The organism is Vibrio gelatinilyticus, from assembly GCF_022836845.1.
GTDB lineage: Bacteria > Pseudomonadota > Gammaproteobacteria > Enterobacterales > Vibrionaceae > Vibrio > Vibrio gelatinilyticus.
Map to the genome: position 1 here is coordinate 70,264 of NZ_JAJNNZ010000003.1, position 18,169 is coordinate 88,432.

An 18,169-nucleotide genomic window follows, 5' to 3' on the forward strand; every position below is an offset into this window, starting at 1 on the left:
ACATCTGCATGCTTCGTAACGTTCTGCCAATGAAAGCAACAGTGCTAAAGAGTGGCCCAAGTAAAGCCGACTGGCATGCCGATGCCTTTATTCATAAAGGTTTTAATCTTCCCTATCAGCTCTATTCACCGCCACAAAAAGGCGTATGGCCTCTGATTGTTCATCTGCACGGCAGTGGTGAGGCTGGCGTCGACAACCAGACGCAGATGTACAGTAACACCAACACCGGCCCTCAATACTTTGCCAATCATGAAAACCAGACCATTCAACAAGCTTTCGTATTAGCGCCTCAAACGCCAGAATCTATGCGTTGGGCCAGTGATTCAATTGGTCCTTATGATTTTGAATCAACCCCATCAACCCCATCTATGAGCGCCTTGCTGTGTTTGATCGATCACATGATTGCCAGTAACCCAAACATTGATGCTAATCGGATATACCTATGCGGGCTATCACGTGGTGGCCAGGGCGTATGGAATGGCTTATTTCAACGGCCAGACTTGTTTGCCGCAGCGATAGCGATTTGTGGCAGTGCCGATCCAAAGCAAGCGCAAAGAATCAAAGAGACTCCGGTTTGGGTGTTTCATGGGGAGGCCGATGACATCACCGATGTAGGCTACTCACGACAAATGGTTATCGCCCTGCAGAAAAGCGGCAACGGCTTTATCCGGCATACAGAAGTGATCGGCGGAGATCATGGTTCAGCCTGGCTCGCCGCATACAGTACCAGCGAAGCATACACCTGGCTTTGCCAACAGAAAGGTAGTCATTAAGGCCTATGTTGGTGCTCGTTCAGCGCAAGCAACCACCTATACACACTTTGCCTAGGTTGACATCCTGAAACGCAAAAATAGCGGACCAACAGCAAAAGTCTGATGTTAACGGCTTGTTTTTAGAATGTTAGCTCTATAGGGTTATATCGAACCCTGACACTTCATACATTTTGATTTGTTGGGGTGAATAATGTCGATAACAGTTTAAGGACAAACTGACTATGTATCCGTTTTTACGATTAGCCAAAGTGATGTGGCGTGCAAGGAAAAGTGCCGCGATGCACTTTACCGAGAAAAGTGACATCTCATTTCGTTGTCACCCATGGGATCTCGATATTTTCAACGAGATGAACAACGGTCGAGTTCTTACACTTTATGACTTGGGGCGAACGGAACTTGGTATTCGCTGTGGGTTGATGAAAATATTGGCCAAAAAGCGTTGGGCGTTGGTCGTAGCTGGAAGCTCTGTTCGTTATCGTAAACGCGTCCATATGTTCCATAAGGTAAAGATGTACACTCAATGTGTAGGCTGGGATGACAAATGGTTGTACGTAGAGCAGTCCATGTGGGTCGACGGTCAGCCATGCTCCTCGGTATTGATTCGTGCAGGAGTCACTTCTAAGGGTGGTTTGATTGCCCCCGCTCAGGTACTTGAAGCGATGGGGGAGCCCACAGAAACGCCTGCGTTGCCACAATGGGTAGCTGAATGGATTGATTCAGAGCAGCATAGACCTTGGCCACCGTTAGGAAAGTAATGAAGCGAGCAAGAAATGGAATTTGAAGTCGATGTGGATTCTTAATGTCATTCATAGGAGGATCGTTTTAATCACTGCATAGGTCAGCAACGATAGTGTGCTAAAATAGCGTCATCAGCGATATGAATGTGCAATCAATCTCATTTGTGTGACTGAGGGGAAGCGAACCCCGACCATGAGTTACTAATGAGGACAAGTAGAATGAGCAAACTAACAGCACAAGAGCGAAAAGCTCGTGATGACGAGCGTTTTTCACAGCGAGTGAGTGAACGCAGAGAAAAAGGTGAAGACGTTGTAGCTTATGCTCTTACGACGAAAAAAGCGGTAAAATTCCTGACCAAATCAGAGCGACGTAATCTTAACGAAAGAAAAGCTGCGCTTGCGGAAGAAAAGAAGCTCAAAGAGCAGCAAGAACTCGTTAGAATTGAAGCCGCGTTTACTGAACAAGAAAGCGAATAAAAGATAACAATCCCTGCCTTAACTTAACAAAGCAGGGATTGTTTCGTTGTAAATCATCTAAATATCAAAACCACCCATAAGACGCTCTATCTCGGCCATCCACTTTGACCCAAATTTATGGGGTTCAAATGCAAGTTCTCTGCGCACTCTTTGGTGTCGCACCTGATAGGTATCTCAGTTCATCAAAGCATCATTTGACTTACTTTTTCTCCTACCTGTAATGTGAGTTATAGATAGCGGTCTGGTTTTATTTTAAGCAATGGAGCAACGGAATGTTTAGCTTACTACTTGGTTTAATTTTGTTTCTTGGTATTCATTCGATTTCAATTATCGCACCTGCGTATAGGGAGAAGTTAGTTAAAAAAAATGAAAAAGCCTATAAGGCAGTTTATAGCTTGCTTTCTTTTATAGGTCTCTACTTTATTGTTACCGGTCATAGTTCACTCAGGGCTGACCCGAGCCTAGTTTATTTTGGTGATCAGTCTTTAAGGCCGCTAGTTTCTATTTTAATGCTCGTTGGTTTCATCCTATTCTTTGCGCCTTATTTCCCTGGAAAAATAAAGTCAGTCACAAAAAACCCGCAGTTATTGGCAGTCGTACTTTGGGCCTTATCCCACTTGTTAGTTAATGGCAACCTGGCTGACATATTGTTGTTTGGCGCGTTTTTAGTCTGGGCCATAGCCGACCTAATCTCGATGCGAAAACGTCAGCAGAGAGTCGTTTCGCCCTTGAAGGCAACTTGGGTCAATGACGTGATAGTCATCGTGATTGGAACGGTTGTCAGTGCCATATTTGCTATGTATTTGCACGGTTATCTAATCGGAATTCCTTTAATGAGTTAATGGTCACTATGCTGCAGAGGCTTACTTGTGGGTGTCTAACTCTCATGATTCATACACGGTTAACATACTAAGTCAAACGGTGTAATTTCTGACTGAGAGCATCCGCCTTGGCTAGTATCTAAATGCCAGCAATCGTGAAAAAGATTGCAACGCACGTTTATCCGGTCTCGAGTTAGTGTGTTGGAATCAAATAATGAGGAAAGTGTATGGCAGGAAAAACGTTTAAATGGGGTGTTGTTGCCCCTGGCCGAATTGCTCACACCTTTGCAAAAGCACTCAAAGTTGTGCCTAATGCGAGCCTGTATGCGGTGGCCAGTACTCATCTCGACCGAGCGAAGTCTTTCGCACAAGAGTACGAGTGTGTGCGTGCTTACGATGATTACCAAAGCCTAATGGATGACCCACAAGTAGATGCTATCTATATTGCCAACCCACATCGATTTCACTACGAGTGTGCAAAGAAATGCTTGATGGCGGGTAAGCCAGTACTGTGTGAGAAGCCACTTACCGTGAATGAAGCGCAAGCTCGAGAGCTAGTGGATTTAGCTGAAACACACCAAACTTTCTTGATGGAAGCAGTTTGGACGCGCTTCTTGCCAATATGGCAACAAGTTTTGACGTGGCTTGATGAAAAACGCATTGGCGATTTATGTGTGATGAGTTCATCTTTTGCCTTTAACGTGCCACGTGACAGGGATGACCGTTTACTGAACAATGAACTAGCGGGCGGTGCGTTGCTGGATATGGGAATTTACAACCTCACTATGTCTCAGTTTGTGATGCAGTGTGAGCCAAACTTAATCATTGCCAGCGGCATGATTGGTGAAACCAATGTTGATGAGCGAACGAGTGTTATTCTTGATTACGATGGCGTTGGCAGTCAGTTTACTTGCGGGTTGAACACCAGGCTGGATAACGGCTTCACTCTCTATGGTAACAAAGGAAGCATCACTATTGTGTCCATGTTCTGGGCGGCGACGAAAGCCGTACTATGCGTTGAAGGGGAAGAAGAAGTGGCAGTGGAGTTGCCGTTCAGAGCAACAGGCTTTGAATATCAAATTGAAGAGGTAATGAGTTGTATCGCTAAAAACAAACTACAGAGTGATGTAATGAGCTGGCAGGACAGTATTAATACGATGAAAACGATGGATGAAATACGTCGGCAAATTGGGTTGGAATACCCATTCCTAGAAAGCATCTAAACTGTTGGGTTTGTAATGCGCTTTTGCTCGTTGCAGAGTTACTTACCGTAAATACTTAAGCTCAAAATACTCAAGCCAAAAAACAGTCATTCCTGCCAAGGCTGGAATCTACGAACAGCGAGCACAATACTAGTTTGACTATGACCGCGACTATGACTTGGTTTGCTCTAGGTGCATGTTATAACCGAAGGACTAAAACACTTGTGGCTCTTTCTTCTAAACCAAAAATCACCGTCATTCCCTTGAAAAAGGGAATCTTATCGAAGCGCAGTTAGTGGTCAAATTGAAGTACGGGCCTGACGCATCTTTGCCCCATTTCGTGTTTCAAACCATCCCAAAATCACCGTCATTCCCTTGAAAAAGGGAATCTCATTGAAGCGCAGTTAGTGGCTAAATTGGAGTACGGGCCTGACACATCTTTGCCCCTTTTCGTGTTTCAAACCATCCCAAAAATCACCGTCATTCCCTTGAAAAAGGGAATCTTATCGAAGCACAGTTAGTGGCCGAGTTGGAGTACGGGCCTGACGCATCTTTGCCCCATTCGGTGTTTCAAACCATCCAAAATCACCGTCATTCCCTTGAAAAAGGGAATCTTATCGAAGCGCAGTTAGTGGCCAAATTGAAGTGCGGGCCTGACACATCTTTGCCCCATTCGGTGTTTCAAACCATCCCAAAATCACCGTCATTCCCTTGAAAAAGGAGATCTTATCGAAGCGCAGTTAGTGGCCAAATTGGAGTACGGGCCTGACGCATCTTTGCCCCATTCGGTGTTTCAAACCATCCCAAAATCACCGTCATTCCCTTGAAAAAGGGAATCTTATCGAAGCGCAGTCAGTGGCCAAATTGGAGTGCGGGCCTGACACATCTTTGCCCCAAAGCTTGTTATGCCCATCAAAGTCGAAATTATGGCGAAATTATATAGCGATACAAAACCTAATGATTGGAGAGGTACCAAGTGATGTCATCGAGCTCCCTCCAATGTAAAACGCCCAATAATGATTGGGCGTTCTAATGTAGAAGTGTCAACCAAGAGGTATCATCAACGTCTGCGTGCGATCAACAAACCTATCAGGCCAATAAGACCAAAGGAAATTGAACCACCACCGCCGCCGCCATTTCCACTATCAGGCACCGAAGTATCTGGTGTTTCTGGCGCAGGGTCTGTTGGGTCAACTGGATCCGTTGGGTCCGTTGGATCAGGGTCCGTTGGATCGGTTGGGTCAACAGGGTCTGTTGGGTCAACAGGGTCTGTCACGTCAGGTTTAGGCTCCACAATGTTTAATTGTATAGTCTTGTCGTTGTTCACGTGAATTTCAGCACTCGTTGGCAATGAATCACCATTAAAGCTGACTGTCACTGAACACGACTCCATCGGTTGCAGAACGCCTGCTAAGCAGTCATCCGATAGAGTGAACGTATCATGACTCATACTTGGCGTTACCGACTCTGCAAAAGCAGATAGGTTTTGCACTTTAAACGTATGTTCAGTCTGCGTGTAGACCTCAATATCAATCACATCTGGAGCGTTGAGAGCGTTAATCGTCTCTAAAATCCAATCGTGATAAATATCCAGCATGACGAATTCTGTGTAGTTGAGAGCTCCTCGGCTAACTAAACCAAGAGCTTTCCCATCTTTCACTATCGCCGTGCCACTGTCACCAGAGGCAGTACCACCTTCACCGTGCAAACCATCCATTTTGAAGAAGTCATTGTATCTTGCGTAGATTCTCGAGTGACCAAAATTGCCAGGTTGCAACGACGCTTCGTAATGGTATTGATCACAAGGGTAGTAATTATCAATGACGTCATCGACTCGGGCGTACAATTCACAAGTAAACCGCATTGCCGGTTGTGACACCACCAGCTCGGCTTCTTGCATCACTGCAGGAACGTCGCCGTTTTCATCGATGCCCCACCCGCGAAAGATTAATGTTTCTCCTTCATGCAGGTTGTTGTACTCGTTAGTGGCTTCTTGAAGCTCATAAACGAAGTTCGGCGCAGTGGCCGATGGATTCAGTACACTTCCGATTTCCAACGTGGTTTTGTAAGCGATGGGTTCTGGCAGCTTAATGAGCGCGATGTCGGCATACACTGAACCTATGCCTCCAGAGTCATATACTCGACCAGATCCATCGGTTGAGTAGCTTGCGTTATCAAGCCACGCGCCAAACTCCAGACCTAACGCGTCTGTGATTGGGTTTGAGTCAAGCTCGTTCCCAAACGTCCAGACACGGGCATCACCAGACCACACGATGTTGTCCCAGTTCTCGCCCCCTTCAAGGCCTTGGTAAACTGCTAAGGCGATCAGCGCGTCACTGACGGCTTCGTTCCCTGCGTATTTACTTTGGCCTTTTTCGGTAAAGTACTCAGTGCAATGTCTGGCTGTTAATATCCACTGGCCAGCAATGAGCTGACCGCCACACATGGCGCCATAGCCATCGTTGAGCTCGGGATTGTAGATGGACACGAAATAGTTTTCGTAGTCCTCGATGGCTACATCGGTTCCGTTTTTTACTGCAAAAGCAGCAGTTGAAACAATAAGTAGCCCTGACATCAAAAGAGATTGAATTTTCCTTGTGGTTAGGAACGCTTTACACTGATTCATAAAAATCCATTTTATTCATAAAAAGCAATCTGTTAACGCTATCATATGCAACTGATTCTTGTAGACTTAAAACACTAATATGTGCGTTGTTTTTGACCATTTCTTAATTTATATGACGAGGTTCAATTTATAGCGACAGTTTTGACAGTCATTACATTTACGTTATTCAACGTCTCTGGAGGATTGGGAGGATTGGGAGGATTGGTGATGTACAAAAATACTGGGAATCTATCAAAGCTACTTTGCAATACCTAAGTTTATTCTTGAATGGCTAATGTTCGATTTCCCGAAACTCATTTCTGTCCAAAAGCTTGTTACAAAGTGAACAGGGCATCTTGTGTTCTTTTGTGTTTGTGTTTGTGTTGGCATTAGATTCCGCAACAGGTGCGGAATGACGGATGTCTGGGGCAAGCAATTCGGTGAGCTGTGAAAATCATCACTCTAAGACACATTACATCGTTTAGAACTATCCAATAAACCTATGAGAAGATTTTTTGGTCATAGCGATTCGTCTTAGCAGCCAAACGTTCACTTAGTCGGAGTGGAAACAGTTGAGGATCTAGTTTTGCAATTAGAGCCGTGGTTGCTTTGGTAAATAAAATCATCCGTCTCGCATGGTCAATGTTAAAGCACAATATGAATATTCGGTATCGCTCTCTATCTAAAAATAATGAGGGTCATGGGGCATAAAAATTAATTACATTCTAAAGTAAAGAACGAAAGACAGGTAAGACCAACCTTAAAGAGCCAGTTCATTCCACAGGAAATAAATATTGTGGGTGCGATGTGGAATTAAGGTGCGACTACACATAGTGGCAGGATCTCGCTACTTCACTCAAGCTCCCGAATATACGAAAGCATCTCACTTTTATTTGATTATCCTGATTTAGGTATTAATTATCAGTGAGTTCATATGCGGAATGACGAAAATATAAGTTAAGTGCTGTAAAACAAAAGCAGTCTGTCAGCTCTGAGTAATTGAAAACGTGAGAACTGACAGGCTGTTACTAGATCAATGTCTTCTACTTATTCACTCAATTGGTCGAATGTTGGTAAACTTCGCACGAACTTTTGATGCACTTCCAGATAGGTCTCTTGATAGATCTTGTCGATGGTCGCGCTGCTAGGAAAGAGTGTCGAGAAATCGGCGTGTTCACTATCAATGGATAGCTTAGCAGCCTGCATTATGTGCGCGATGAACATTCGGGGATCTTCTAAGCCGATAGAGATCCGCATCGTAGTGGGTTGGATCCCCGCTTGCGCTAATGCTTCGCGAGATAACTCAGAGTGAGTCGTAAGGGCAGGACAAAGGGCAACGGTGTTGGTTTGCCCAAGACTTACCTGCATGCCAATGGCCGGTTCGAGCATATCAAAAAACTGCTTAAAGACTTCTCGCCCGATGGCACTTCGTGATGCATTTCCTTCCATATCGATAGTAAACAGAGCGGCTGGAAGCCCAAGTCGCATATTGTTAAGTAGCTGTGGGTGATTTTCACTATTGGGCAGTGCAGGGCACGAAACGTTGATATCAGGGTGAGCATCAAAAATGCGAGCTAAAGCCAGTGTATTTATGGTTTTTTGAATGACGCGCAATTCGTAGGTTTTCATTCCATTTAATACTTCGAAAGCTTTGTCAGCATCTAGGAATGCACCCTTGATGTAGTAAACGTTCCAAAATAGGGTTTCGTTCCACGGAATTGTTTGTTTAACACCATTAGCTTTCACATATTCTGCCGTGTCGCCTTTTGGGATAAACATGGTTTCGTTTTTCCCGATCACCACCCCAGCGGTTGTTGTGCCCGAACCTGCAAGTTCTTTGGTGTACGAATGAACCACAAAGTCTGGGCGCTCCATTGGGTCATCGCGTTTTAATACCGGATGTAAAAATGGTGTCCCAACCGTTGAATCGACGATGACCGTCCAGTCGCGCTGGTGGCTTTCATGACAAATTGATGCGACATCGAGAACATAACCGTGTGGATTGCATGGCGATTCCAAATAGACGTAAATACGTTTCCCCTGGGCGAGGCGACCGGCGTATTTGTTTGCTACCTCATCCAGGCTCGCGGCAAAATCGTTTCCTTGATAACCGTCAACCCACTCGACGGCAATATTTAAATTGGATGACTTTCCGAACCAATCTTCAATTAATTGATAGGAACCACCATAGATATTACGCGATGCCACCACGATATCCTCATATCCTAAGAGATGACTAAGCAGGCCATCAATGGCTGCCATACCCGAGTTGAAATTCCACGCTAAGTATTGGTTGGCGCGCTCGCCAGCCTCGATATCGACCATATGGTTAGCAAGGGCAATAGAGGTTGGGTTGAGCAATCGAGAGTAAATATCATGGAGTGGTTCTTTTCCGTTAAATGCATCTTCAATCCACTCGGTACAAGCAAACAAATAGGTAGCAGTTCGCGTGATTACGGGGCTTGCGGAAAATATCGCGGCAACATTGTCGAAGATCGGGTAAGCCCCTTTAGAAGCAAAGTGTTCATTGTTAGTCGTAATCGATTGATATGTCGCCCGCATAGGGTTTTGAAGGTTGTCGAGGATCTTGGCTATTTGGAACGAGAGAAAACGCTTGGCATTGAACCATGCAATGCGATCACTTTTATCTAATTCAGATAAGCCTTCCATGGTAATGGCCCACAGATCGTGAGTGCGATTATTAGCCTGGTAGAGCGATGTAGCAAGTTCTACCAATGCTGCGCCGTATTGGCTGTTTGGATCGATACCGAAATGTTGCGCCTGCTCAATGGCCAGAGCTTGAGCCTCTTCATGCTTGGTGGTTTTTCTTAGTGGGCTCAATTGTGTTGAGGTGTTCATCTGCAATTCCTGCCGCTGTCTTTTTTAGTAGGGTTAACTAAAGCCTAGTTAAGATAGTGTGCGGATGATTGCGAAATGAACTGTATGGCGCTCTTTTTTGGCAATTTTATGCTAAGTTTTATTGGAAAATTAATGAATTATTGCGGAGCGAATCGTGGATGAAATAGATAAGAGAATACTGGTTGAGTTGCAACGCAATGCAAGGTTAAGCAATCAAGAGCTGGCCGACCGAGTGTCATTGTCGCCATCGCCATGTTTACGGCGGGTAAGAGCTCTGGAAAAAAGCGGGGTGATCAGAGGTTATCATGCAAGTATTGATCGTGAGCAATATGGATTGCCGATCAATGTTTTTGTGTTGGTTAAACTCGAAAAGCCGACAGAAGACAACATGAGGGAATTTGAAACACAGATCGAATCGTTAGACGAAGTCATCGAGTGTTTCCTCATGACAGGGAATCATGACTATTTGCTCCATGTCGTTAGTGCCTCCCTCAAAAGTTATGAGCAGTTTATTCGAAAGCAGCTAACACGTTTACCAAACATCGCATCAATAGAATCGAGTTTTGCCTTTGGGCAGGTGAAACGTCGCACCCAGTTACCAAGGTTGTAATTCGAGTCGAAACATCGTCAAACTTATGCTTAAAAAAGAAAGGAGACAAAACAAAGGGGAGAACGTTTTGTCTCTAGGGGCACAGTTATTTAGCTGTTGTAGATCACGCCTTCTAGCAAGATAGCCTGACAATGAGTATCTTGATCAAGAATCGTTGCCGATGCTCGATATCCGGGCTTTAGGTATCCAAGCTCGTCTCCTAGATTCAGCGCTAGGGCGGCATTTGTACTGGCCATTTGAAAGGCATGTGACTTTTCAATTCCCCACTCTAGGAGATTAGCCACTGACTGTGTCATGGTTATGTGAGCACCCGCCAAGTCACCGTTTTTGTTGATTAAAACTCCATCGACCTCACATATTTTCTCGCCATCGAGTACAAAGCAGCCATCCTGACTTCCTACAGAGCCCATCGCATCGGTCACTAGCACCATCTTATTTTTAGGTTTTAGTTGTGCGGCCATTACGATGTTACTGGGATGTACATGATGTCCGTCAGCGATAAATGACACCCACTTATCGTTATGGCGTAACGCCATCCCGACGACCCCTAACTCACGCCCCGTTTGTGGAGACATAGCGTTGTATAAATGAGTAAAGCCGCTGATATGGTCAAGTTTGTTGGTAAAGTCCTTTTCACTGGCATTACTGTGCCCTGCAAAAAGAATGATTTCGTGTTCATTCAACCACTCTAACGCACTTTGGTTGACCTGCTCAGGTGCCAGTGTCACAAGGGTTTTACCTTGCACTAACCAAGGATAGTGAATGAGCTCGTCTAGTGAAGGATCAAAAAAAGTGTTGGGGTCGTGCGCGCCTTTTTTCTCAGGGCTTAGCCAGGGGCCCTCTAGATGGATGCCAAGCAATCCGGGTGAATGTTCGGCTAATGCTTGATGAACGCCCTGTAAAGCGGAGAACATTTTTTCGGGAACAGAACTAATGAGGGTAGGCAGTACATAGCCAGTCCCATTCTTACGATGGGCCCGTAAGATGGTTTCAATAGCGCTAGGGGATTGGTTATCATTAAACATCACGCCCCCCCCACCATTAACCTGAATGTCAATAAACGCTGGTGTAATGATTGCATCATTGAAATACGTCACCTCGATGTTTTCATCCGTTAAGTCTATTTGTCTGACCAAGTCGATGATGGTTCCATTTTCAAACACCAGCATTGAATCTTGGTGGAATCTCTCACCATCGAAGATCTGCTGTGCAGCAATTGCTTTTCTCACTGAGTATTCTCCCAATATTGAATCACCGTTTACCTAGTGATCAGCTTTGATAATTTTAGTAAAAAAGGGTCTATACGCTACAGTTTAGATTAAAGTTGCAAGGAGACACGTTATGGCTAAGTTTTTGATTGTGTATTTGGGAGGCAATCCACCGCAAACGCAGGAAGAAGGGCAGCGCCACTTTAAGCGTTATAAAGAGTGGATACACGGATTAGGCTCTGCGATGGTCAGTCCCGCAAACCCGCTAAAGAACACTCATTCGATTAGCCAGGCTGAAGGTATTGTGGTGGGCAGTCAAACGGCCATGTCGGGCTTCACCATCATTGAGTGTAATTCGATAGAAGACGCAAAAAAAGTCAGCCAGTCATGTCCGTTTTTGGAAACGGGCGGCACTCTGGAAGTCTCTGAAATGGTCGAGATGAAACTGTGACACCCAGTTAAGCGCGTTTAATAAGGGCCTTTCGGCCCATATTACGCAGAGGTTACGTTGCGTTCGCGCTCCAAGGTGAATAGATAAAAGTACCGATTAGCACTGCGCAAATAATGTGAGTCCAGCGAAGAATTAGTCGAGTTTGTAAGCCTGTCATTTGTTTATCTCCCTTGTGAATTAAGACAACTTTAGTGGCTTTCAAAGGAGAGTATTGAGCAATGCGATAGACGGTAGCTTGAGGGTATGAACGGTTGTTTACAATGATAAAAATGAGTAATGGGCACCTCGAATCATTGGTATACAGGTAGCAATGTTCAAACATGAAGGATTGATGAAAGATAATTGGTCAATAGTTGGGCAAACAGTTGCTAAATAAGGGATATCTGCACGCAAACTGTATACATGACAAAAAAGCTCGGTTAAGATTCTGGTATTGAGTCAGATAATTGATTCAGCTCTGCGAAAGCAAACACGGAGTTTGTTTTCCTATGATGCCGAGATGGTGAAATTGGTAGACACGCTAGCATGAGGTGCTAGTGCCTTTGGTGTGAGGGTTCGAGTCCCTCTCTCGGCACCATTCCTCCTTTCTTCGAAACAAAACAAAGCATAAAGACGACAAATACGATGCCGAACATAGATTCTAGTTCCAAGCACATCAGTACGTCTAACTCGGAATCCACGCGATTACTGACCGAGCTGTCTTTGCACGCCTTGCTTCATCTGGAATTTAAAAAATTAACCGACAGTAAATCTCATTACTCGACAGAGAAGTGCAATGAACTCCTGGTAAAGTGGCTCAAACCTAAGCTGAAAAGTAATAAGTACAAGCTTATCCGCAAACAGATCAAGGCTATGAGTCTACAAGCCAAAAAATCTCAGGTCGACCTTCAAGAAGTTTTATTGATTGGCGTTCATGCAAAGCCTGAAGAAAAGCAACCTCATTTAGATAGCTATCTATTACTCATTCGAGAAATAGAGAAAACCTTGGGTACAACAGCATTGTTGTCACGTCCTGAAGAGGTGGATTTATCGTATGACGAAAGTGGCTGTTTACTTTGTGTGCTTTCAAATGATTTGAATGGCCACTTTGGCAGTAAAAATCAATTGTTGCAGGGTATCTCTATTCTTTTCCGCGGTACGGTTCGTCAAAAACATCAGTTCTTGAAAGCCATATACGCGAGCGATATTTTTAGCTATCAAATTCAATACGAAGACGACAACTTTGTCCGTATCCTATTAGAGTTAGACAAGTAGCATACGCTGTTGCCTGTCGCTCAGTGAGACAGTTGGGGAAAAGCGGCAGAAGCACAGGCTTCTGCCAATAGAGTTACGCGGTTTCAGCAGCCCTTGGATTGTTTTCAAGTGGTGTCACGTGTTGGTTAACCACATCGAACATATCTTGGGTGACGAGAATGACATTTTGTTCACTCACCGTATAGCGCAGCTTGTCTTGCTCAAGATCATAACCAATGATGGTTCCGTCAGGGATGTGACAGTTTTCACCAACGATGACTTTGTTTAATTTACAGTTTTTACCAATGACCGCGCTTGGTAAAATGATGCTGTCCTTCACCTCTGAGAAATCCTCAACTCGCACGTCCGAAGAAATTAAGCTGTGAATCACTTGCCCGCCAGAGATAATTGCGCCGGCACACAATACGGAATCAACAGCAAAGCCGCGGCGATTAGGATCATTAAATAGAAATTTCACCCCTGGTCGCTGAACCTGGTTAGTCATAATTGGCCAACTCTTGTCATAAAGATCCAGTTCAGGTGTTGGAGCCAGAATGTCCATGGTTGCCGCATAGTATTCGTCAATGTGGCCCACATCGCGCCAATAACCATTACCACCTGGGTGGCCTCGCTCTGTGAATACGTAACCTTTGACGTTCTTTCGGCCAATAAGATTTGGAATAATATTGTGCCCAAAGTCGTGCTTATAGTCTGGCTTATCAATGGCCTGGCGCAGTTCTGAATCAAGGACATCGACATTGAAGATATAGATACCCATAGATATTAGCGCTTTGCTGTCATCATTTGGCATTGGTGCTGGCTTTGTTGGTTTTTCTACAAAGTTGATGATGTCGCCTTGATCGTTCACACCCATCACACCAAACTCGGACGCTTGTTCAATTGGCATTTGAATACATGCGACCGTTACATCCGCGCCACTTTCCACATGAAAGTTGATCATGCGCGAGTAGTCCATTTTGTAGATATGGTCACCGCCCAAAATAAGAATACGTTCAGTCTGATCGTGACGTTTAATGAGGTCTAAATTTTGATAGAGAGCATCTGCGGTACCGCGATACCAATTCTCGTCAATACGTTGCTGAGCAGGAACAATGTGTACCCCCTCTCCTAGTGCAGAGTATGATGACTGCCAGCCCGACTGAATGTGACTAATCAGATCTTGAGCCATATATTGAGTAAGAACACCGACTCGTCTTATACCTGAGTTGATGCAGTTTGATAGTGCAAAATCTATGATTCTGAACTTACCGCCAAACGAAACCGCTGGTTTAGCGATTTTCGAAGTCAACTCTTTAAGCCTAGTACCTTTACCTCCCGCTAGAATCATTGCCGTGGTGTTGCGTAGTCGAGCATTACTCGAGATATGGGAATACTGATTTTCTTTTGGCATAACGTAACTCCTTATATTATAAGCACAAATGACGTTTATAGGCGGAGATAGTCACGCTCTTTTCTTGGGAAGAGCTTTATCTGCAACTATTTCACTTGCCACGCCGTTGGGTTTACATCCTTACTTGACAACACCTTTATAAGAGCAGAACTTAGTTATGCAATCCATACCATAAATTGTAAGTAACTATCAAAATATGTAATTTAAACCTTCGATCACATTTGCTAAGCCGCGAGGTGATAATTAACAAATTAGCCATCCGCAACAGGATGAAATGGTACTCACCTACTGGCATAAAAATATAGGCGGTTTATGACATAGAGATGACAGCGCTTACCGTGCTGTAAGAGTCGCCAGTCGCAGTAATTCTGTTGGCGTCATCTGATTATAAAAGTGGCTCAAGAAGCCAAGTTATGTGTATTAGTTTCACGCTGATTTCTAATTGGAGACATATCTTGGGTCTCAATGATTTCCACTAGTATTGTTTAGCAACGCAAAAGCTAAAGTACGCTAAGATCAAAAGAGAGGATATGTCCGAAGGGCGCCCGCTATGGGAAGTATCGGGTTTGTTTTTGAATGCTTCTCTAGCGGTAGCACATCCTGTGTAATAAATGGTTGAGTTATGTTTATAAATACATAAACTTGTCGGTATTCAGGGCGTAAGAGGGAACTCATACGCCCTTTCTACTGTAGAGACATAGAGATGAGGTTTTAGCATGTCGAAGCGAGATTATTACAACGTGCTAGGTGTATCCAAGGGTGCCTCAGAGAGAGAGATCAAAAAAGCCTACAAGCGTCTGGCGATGAAGTATCATCCGGACAAAAACCCAGATAATGCAGCCGCAGAAGCCAATTTTAAAGAAGTGAAAGAAGCTTACGAAGTGCTTACTGACACCGAAAAACGTCGTCAGTACGACCAATTTGGTCACGCTGCATTTGAAGGAAGTGGCGGGTTTGGTGGACAAGGGCGTCAACACGGCTTTGGCGGTGGAGGCTTTGAAGACATTTTTGGTGATGCGTTTAGACATCGTGGTCAAGGATTTGGCGGTGGATTTGGCGGTTTCGATGATATGTTTTCGCAAGGTAGAGGTCGTCAATCGCGAGCTCAGCGTGGTCAAGACAGAGAATTTACTTTAACGGTTGATTTCGTTGACGCGATTCAAGGTGCAGAAAAAGTCGTTGAACTGCCAATTAACGGTGAACAGAAAAAAATCAACGTTAAGATCCCCGCCGGCATTAAAGATGGCGAAAAGATCCGTTTTTCTGGTAAAGGTTCAGCGGGTGTTCATGGTGGGACTGCAGGCGATCTGTTATTGATTATTGCCACTCGCAGCCATAGCTACCTAGAGCGTGATGAGAACAATTTGATCTGCAACACCACAATCGACATGGTAACCGCAGCGCTTGGTGGTGAGGTCGAGATCAATGTTTTTGATAGTCGTTTTAAACTAAAAATCCCAGCGGGAACTCAACATGGACGAAAGTTCAAAGTGAAAGGCAAAGGGGTGACCAGTCGCAAAGGTGAAACCGGTGATCTGTTGGTGAAAATTGTAGTTAAAACGCCAACAAACCTAACGCCAGAACAAACTGAGTTACTCGAAAAGTTGCGCGCCACGTTTTAAATCGTCTTAGCGAGATGGTTCACAGTACATATTACTTGCAGCGCTCCCTTTACAGGAAGCGCTGTTTTTTTGCGCCTAGCGCAATCCTTTTGGACTAGCCTTCGTATTAAAGAAAAGGAAAATGGGAGGTGTGTATGTGGCGAATGATTAATAGTGTTTTAATGCTGCTAATAGCAAGTGCGCTTAGTAGCTCAGCGTTGGCAAAAAGTTGCCCTGAAGTTCTGGATTCAACTCAAAGAAAACTGAATGCAGTTGAACAGGTTAATTTGTGTGACGAATTTCAAGGCAAAGTCTTGCTGGTGGTCAACACCGCGAGTCAGTGCGGTTTTACGGGTCAGTTTGAGCAGTTAGAACAGCTGCACAAAAAATATCAGGACCAGGGGTTCGCTGTGGTTGGCTTTCCATCAAATGACTTTAATCAAGACCGAGGAAGTGAAGAAAAGACCGCGAAAGTTTGTTACCTCGACTTTGGCGTGACTTTTCCGATGATGGCAAGAAGTTCTATCAAAGGCGCTAAAGCTAACCCCGTCTTTACAGAGATTGCTCGCCAATCGGGCGTGGTTCCAAGATGGAATTTCTATAAATACGTGATTGATAGAGAGGGCAATGTGGTGGGTACATTCGCCAGCAGTACGTCGCCAGTTTCGCAAGATATTACCTCGGTCATAGAAAACAATCTGTAATAAGTTGAGTCAAAAAGAGCATGTTTTCTGTAACTGAGCTTTAATAGAAAGCCATTACCAAAGAATTATATGTCGCACTGGTTGGTCCTGTTTGGTAATCTTATGGTATGCCGTTTATATCGAAGTGCCAAAGGAGTCACAAATGAAGTGGATCTCAGTGATTCTGCTGCCACTGCTGCTTTCTGTGAGTGGTTGCAGTAAACCCGAATCCGAGCAAGTCGTTACCTTCAACTCATCGGCCACTGATGAGCAAGTGATCATCATTCATGGACTCGGCCGCAGTTCGTGGTCGATGAAAACCATGTCTGAACTCATTGAAGAACGAGGCTATCAGGTGTGCGTCGTAGATTATCCCACGATACGACAGTCACTCGATCACACGCTCGATTCTAGTACTCAAGAAATAGAACGCTGTCTTGCGAAACTCGCTAGCAACCCAGAACAATCCACGAATCGTCAGAAAGTACACTTTGTTGGCCACTCTCTTGGTGGTTTAGTGATTCGTTCTTATTTAGCCAGCCATCCGCGCCTGGTCAATTCAGATAAAATGGGAGAAGTGGTGTTTGTTGGCACTCCAAATCAAGGTAGTGATGTTGCTGACTTCTTTGCGCGATCCTGGTTGTTGTCCACATTAGGAGAGACGGCAGAATCTTTGACAACCCATAATGATAGTTTTCCGAATCAATTACCCCAACCTAACTACGATTTTGGCGTAATAGCAGGCACCGCAAGTTATCCATTATTTAATGGTTTATTTGATGAACCTAATGACGGTTTAGTATCGGTCAATTCGACAAAGCTTACCGGAATGAAAGATTTTGCTTTGGTCGATCGAAAGCACGATCGTTTACGTCGCGACCCGCATGTGACGGAATTAATTGTGAACTATATTTCGACAGGGACATTTGCCAGTCATTCTCTTAAAGAGATGTAGCCAATATGGTGGAGTTGGAGCTGAGCCCCAATCTTGAGGCTCTCAGGCAGAATTCTTAGAATTCTTTTGGTGCGAATCCGGTCACCACATCAAGTTTTAGCGCTTTGCCGACCTTAGTCATTGGGTGGACTACCACCAGACCTTTAACGCGCTTTTTCAGTTTGCCCATATCAGCCTGTTCAAGCTTCGTGATTTCACGTTGAAATGGCATTGCCAATAGCGCTTTGCGCTCTTTGTTAAGATCGAAACTTTGCTTGTGATTGACCTGAGCAATCCGCTTATTTAATTTATTAATTTCGTCTTCAAATTGGCGAATAACAGATGCATCGCCACGAGTTTTAGCTGCAGCGAGTTTGTTTTTGCACTTGTCTAGGCGATTCTTCATTTGCTGAAGTTCGTTCTTACCACTCATATTCTTTTCCTAATTTCGACCAAGCCAACGTGGATTGGGGCGCGGAGTATACCACAACAATAATAGCACTGAAATCCGAGTGTTAATCGAGAGAAACGTCATTTGACGTGGCAAATCTGAAAGCGCCCCTG

At 44.5% G+C, this 18,169-nt stretch carries 16 protein-coding genes and 1 tRNA gene; 12 read left to right on the forward strand and 5 right to left on the reverse strand.

Features of this window, described 5'->3' with window-relative positions; all coding sequences use genetic code 11:
- The first annotated feature begins 8 nt into the window (after nt 1-8).
- The 5 genes from LNL84_RS04505 to LNL84_RS04525 all read left to right on the forward strand — a co-directional run bounded on the left by LNL84_RS04505 (nt 9) and on the right by LNL84_RS04525 (nt 4,031).
- Complete coding sequence (locus LNL84_RS04505) at nt 9-773, forward strand: carboxylesterase family protein (RefSeq protein ID WP_244355484.1); 765 nt, start codon at nt 9-11, stop codon at nt 771-773.
- Between the two features lie 221 nt (nt 774-994).
- Nucleotides 995-1,528 (forward strand): acyl-CoA thioesterase, encoded by a 534-nt coding sequence (locus tag LNL84_RS04510; RefSeq protein ID WP_244355485.1) that lies wholly within the window; start codon nt 995-997, stop codon nt 1,526-1,528.
- A gap of 201 nt (nt 1,529-1,729) precedes the next feature.
- Nucleotides 1,730-1,987, forward strand: coding sequence for a DNA polymerase III subunit epsilon (locus LNL84_RS04515; RefSeq protein WP_244355486.1), 258 nt, complete (start codon nt 1,730-1,732; stop codon nt 1,985-1,987).
- A 272-nt stretch (nt 1,988-2,259) separates the two neighbouring features.
- Nucleotides 2,260-2,829 (forward strand): NnrU family protein, encoded by a 570-nt coding sequence (locus LNL84_RS04520; RefSeq protein ID WP_244355487.1) that lies wholly within the window; start codon nt 2,260-2,262, stop codon nt 2,827-2,829.
- 206 nt (nt 2,830-3,035) lie between these two features.
- Nucleotides 3,036-4,031 (forward strand): Gfo/Idh/MocA family protein, encoded by a 996-nt coding sequence (locus LNL84_RS04525; RefSeq protein WP_244355488.1) that lies wholly within the window; start codon nt 3,036-3,038, stop codon nt 4,029-4,031.
- A 1,039-nt stretch (nt 4,032-5,070) separates the two neighbouring features.
- On the opposite strand, the gene LNL84_RS04530 is transcribed toward LNL84_RS04525, so the two are convergent.
- The gene (locus LNL84_RS04530; RefSeq protein WP_244355489.1) at nt 5,071-6,636 is read right to left on the reverse strand and encodes a trypsin-like serine protease; all 1,566 of its coding nucleotides are present in this window, start codon (nt 6,634-6,636) and stop codon (nt 5,071-5,073) included.
- Nucleotides 6,637-7,662: 1,026 nt separating this feature from the next.
- Nucleotides 7,663-9,474: a PLP-dependent transferase gene (locus LNL84_RS04535; protein ID WP_244355490.1), complete on the reverse strand. Its 1,812-nt coding sequence runs from the start codon at nt 9,472-9,474 to the stop codon at nt 7,663-7,665.
- Between the two features lie 154 nt (nt 9,475-9,628).
- Here LNL84_RS04535 and LNL84_RS04540 point away from each other — a divergent pair, with 154 nt between their 5' ends.
- Nucleotides 9,629-10,084: an Lrp/AsnC family transcriptional regulator gene (locus tag LNL84_RS04540; protein ID WP_244355491.1), complete on the forward strand. Its 456-nt coding sequence runs from the start codon at nt 9,629-9,631 to the stop codon at nt 10,082-10,084.
- An 89-nt stretch (nt 10,085-10,173) separates the two neighbouring features.
- On the opposite strand, the gene nagA is transcribed toward LNL84_RS04540, so the two are convergent.
- Complete coding sequence (gene nagA / locus LNL84_RS04545; RefSeq protein ID WP_341829449.1) at nt 10,174-11,313, reverse strand: N-acetylglucosamine-6-phosphate deacetylase; 1,140 nt, start codon at nt 11,311-11,313, stop codon at nt 10,174-10,176.
- A gap of 112 nt (nt 11,314-11,425) precedes the next feature.
- Between nagA and LNL84_RS04550 the strand changes: the two genes are divergently transcribed.
- The 3 genes from LNL84_RS04550 to LNL84_RS04560 all read left to right on the forward strand — a co-directional run bounded on the left by LNL84_RS04550 (nt 11,426) and on the right by LNL84_RS04560 (nt 12,997).
- The gene (locus LNL84_RS04550; RefSeq protein WP_244355492.1) at nt 11,426-11,743 is read left to right on the forward strand and encodes a YciI family protein; all 318 of its coding nucleotides are present in this window, start codon (nt 11,426-11,428) and stop codon (nt 11,741-11,743) included.
- A gap of 493 nt (nt 11,744-12,236) precedes the next feature.
- Nucleotides 12,237-12,320: transfer RNA gene (locus LNL84_RS04555), tRNA-Leu, on the forward strand.
- A 47-nt stretch (nt 12,321-12,367) separates the two neighbouring features.
- Nucleotides 12,368-12,997: a DUF2913 family protein gene (locus LNL84_RS04560; RefSeq protein WP_244355493.1), complete on the forward strand. Its 630-nt coding sequence runs from the start codon at nt 12,368-12,370 to the stop codon at nt 12,995-12,997.
- 73 nt (nt 12,998-13,070) lie between these two features.
- Here LNL84_RS04560 and glgC read toward each other — a convergent pair whose 3' ends face one another.
- Nucleotides 13,071-14,387 (reverse strand): glucose-1-phosphate adenylyltransferase, encoded by a 1,317-nt coding sequence (gene glgC, locus LNL84_RS04565; protein ID WP_244355494.1) that lies wholly within the window; start codon nt 14,385-14,387, stop codon nt 13,071-13,073.
- A gap of 716 nt (nt 14,388-15,103) precedes the next feature.
- Here glgC and LNL84_RS04570 point away from each other — a divergent pair.
- From LNL84_RS04570 to LNL84_RS04580, 3 genes are all read left to right on the forward strand, one after another.
- Nucleotides 15,104-16,009 (forward strand): DnaJ C-terminal domain-containing protein, encoded by a 906-nt coding sequence (locus tag LNL84_RS04570; protein ID WP_244355495.1) that lies wholly within the window; start codon nt 15,104-15,106, stop codon nt 16,007-16,009.
- Nucleotides 16,010-16,152: 143 nt separating this feature from the next.
- Nucleotides 16,153-16,692: a glutathione peroxidase gene (locus LNL84_RS04575; RefSeq protein ID WP_244355869.1), complete on the forward strand. Its 540-nt coding sequence runs from the start codon at nt 16,153-16,155 to the stop codon at nt 16,690-16,692.
- Nucleotides 16,693-16,834: 142 nt separating this feature from the next.
- Complete coding sequence (locus LNL84_RS04580) at nt 16,835-17,626, forward strand: alpha/beta fold hydrolase (protein ID WP_244355496.1); 792 nt, start codon at nt 16,835-16,837, stop codon at nt 17,624-17,626.
- Between the two features lie 55 nt (nt 17,627-17,681).
- On the opposite strand, the gene LNL84_RS04585 is transcribed toward LNL84_RS04580, so the two are convergent.
- Nucleotides 17,682-18,038 carry a YibL family ribosome-associated protein gene (locus LNL84_RS04585; RefSeq protein WP_244355497.1) on the reverse strand — a complete coding sequence of 119 codons (357 nt, stop codon included), beginning with the start codon at nt 18,036-18,038 and terminating at the stop codon, nt 17,682-17,684.
- Between the last annotated feature and the right edge of the window lie 131 nt (nt 18,039-18,169).

Coding starts and splice junctions, on each gene's coding strand:
- LNL84_RS04505 (WP_244355484.1), top strand. CDS start 9: ATGCTTCGTAACGTTCTGCCAATGAAAGCAACAGTGCTAAAGAGTGGC.
- LNL84_RS04510 (WP_244355485.1), top strand. CDS start 995: ATGTATCCGTTTTTACGATTAGCCAAAGTGATGTGGCGTGCAAGGAAA.
- LNL84_RS04515 (WP_244355486.1), top strand. CDS start 1,730: ATGAGCAAACTAACAGCACAAGAGCGAAAAGCTCGTGATGACGAGCGT.
- LNL84_RS04520 (WP_244355487.1), top strand. CDS start 2,260: ATGTTTAGCTTACTACTTGGTTTAATTTTGTTTCTTGGTATTCATTCG.
- LNL84_RS04525 (WP_244355488.1), top strand. CDS start 3,036: ATGGCAGGAAAAACGTTTAAATGGGGTGTTGTTGCCCCTGGCCGAATT.
- LNL84_RS04530 (WP_244355489.1), bottom strand. CDS start 6,636: ATGAATCAGTGTAAAGCGTTCCTAACCACAAGGAAAATTCAATCTCTT.
- LNL84_RS04535 (WP_244355490.1), bottom strand. CDS start 9,474: ATGAACACCTCAACACAATTGAGCCCACTAAGAAAAACCACCAAGCAT.
- LNL84_RS04550 (WP_244355492.1), top strand. CDS start 11,426: ATGGCTAAGTTTTTGATTGTGTATTTGGGAGGCAATCCACCGCAAACG.
- LNL84_RS04560 (WP_244355493.1), top strand. CDS start 12,368: ATGCCGAACATAGATTCTAGTTCCAAGCACATCAGTACGTCTAACTCG.
- glgC (WP_244355494.1), bottom strand. CDS start 14,387: ATGCCAAAAGAAAATCAGTATTCCCATATCTCGAGTAATGCTCGACTA.
- LNL84_RS04570 (WP_244355495.1), top strand. CDS start 15,104: ATGTCGAAGCGAGATTATTACAACGTGCTAGGTGTATCCAAGGGTGCC.
- LNL84_RS04575 (WP_244355869.1), top strand. CDS start 16,153: ATGATTAATAGTGTTTTAATGCTGCTAATAGCAAGTGCGCTTAGTAGC.
- LNL84_RS04580 (WP_244355496.1), top strand. CDS start 16,835: ATGAAGTGGATCTCAGTGATTCTGCTGCCACTGCTGCTTTCTGTGAGT.
- LNL84_RS04585 (WP_244355497.1), bottom strand. CDS start 18,038: ATGAGTGGTAAGAACGAACTTCAGCAAATGAAGAATCGCCTAGACAAG.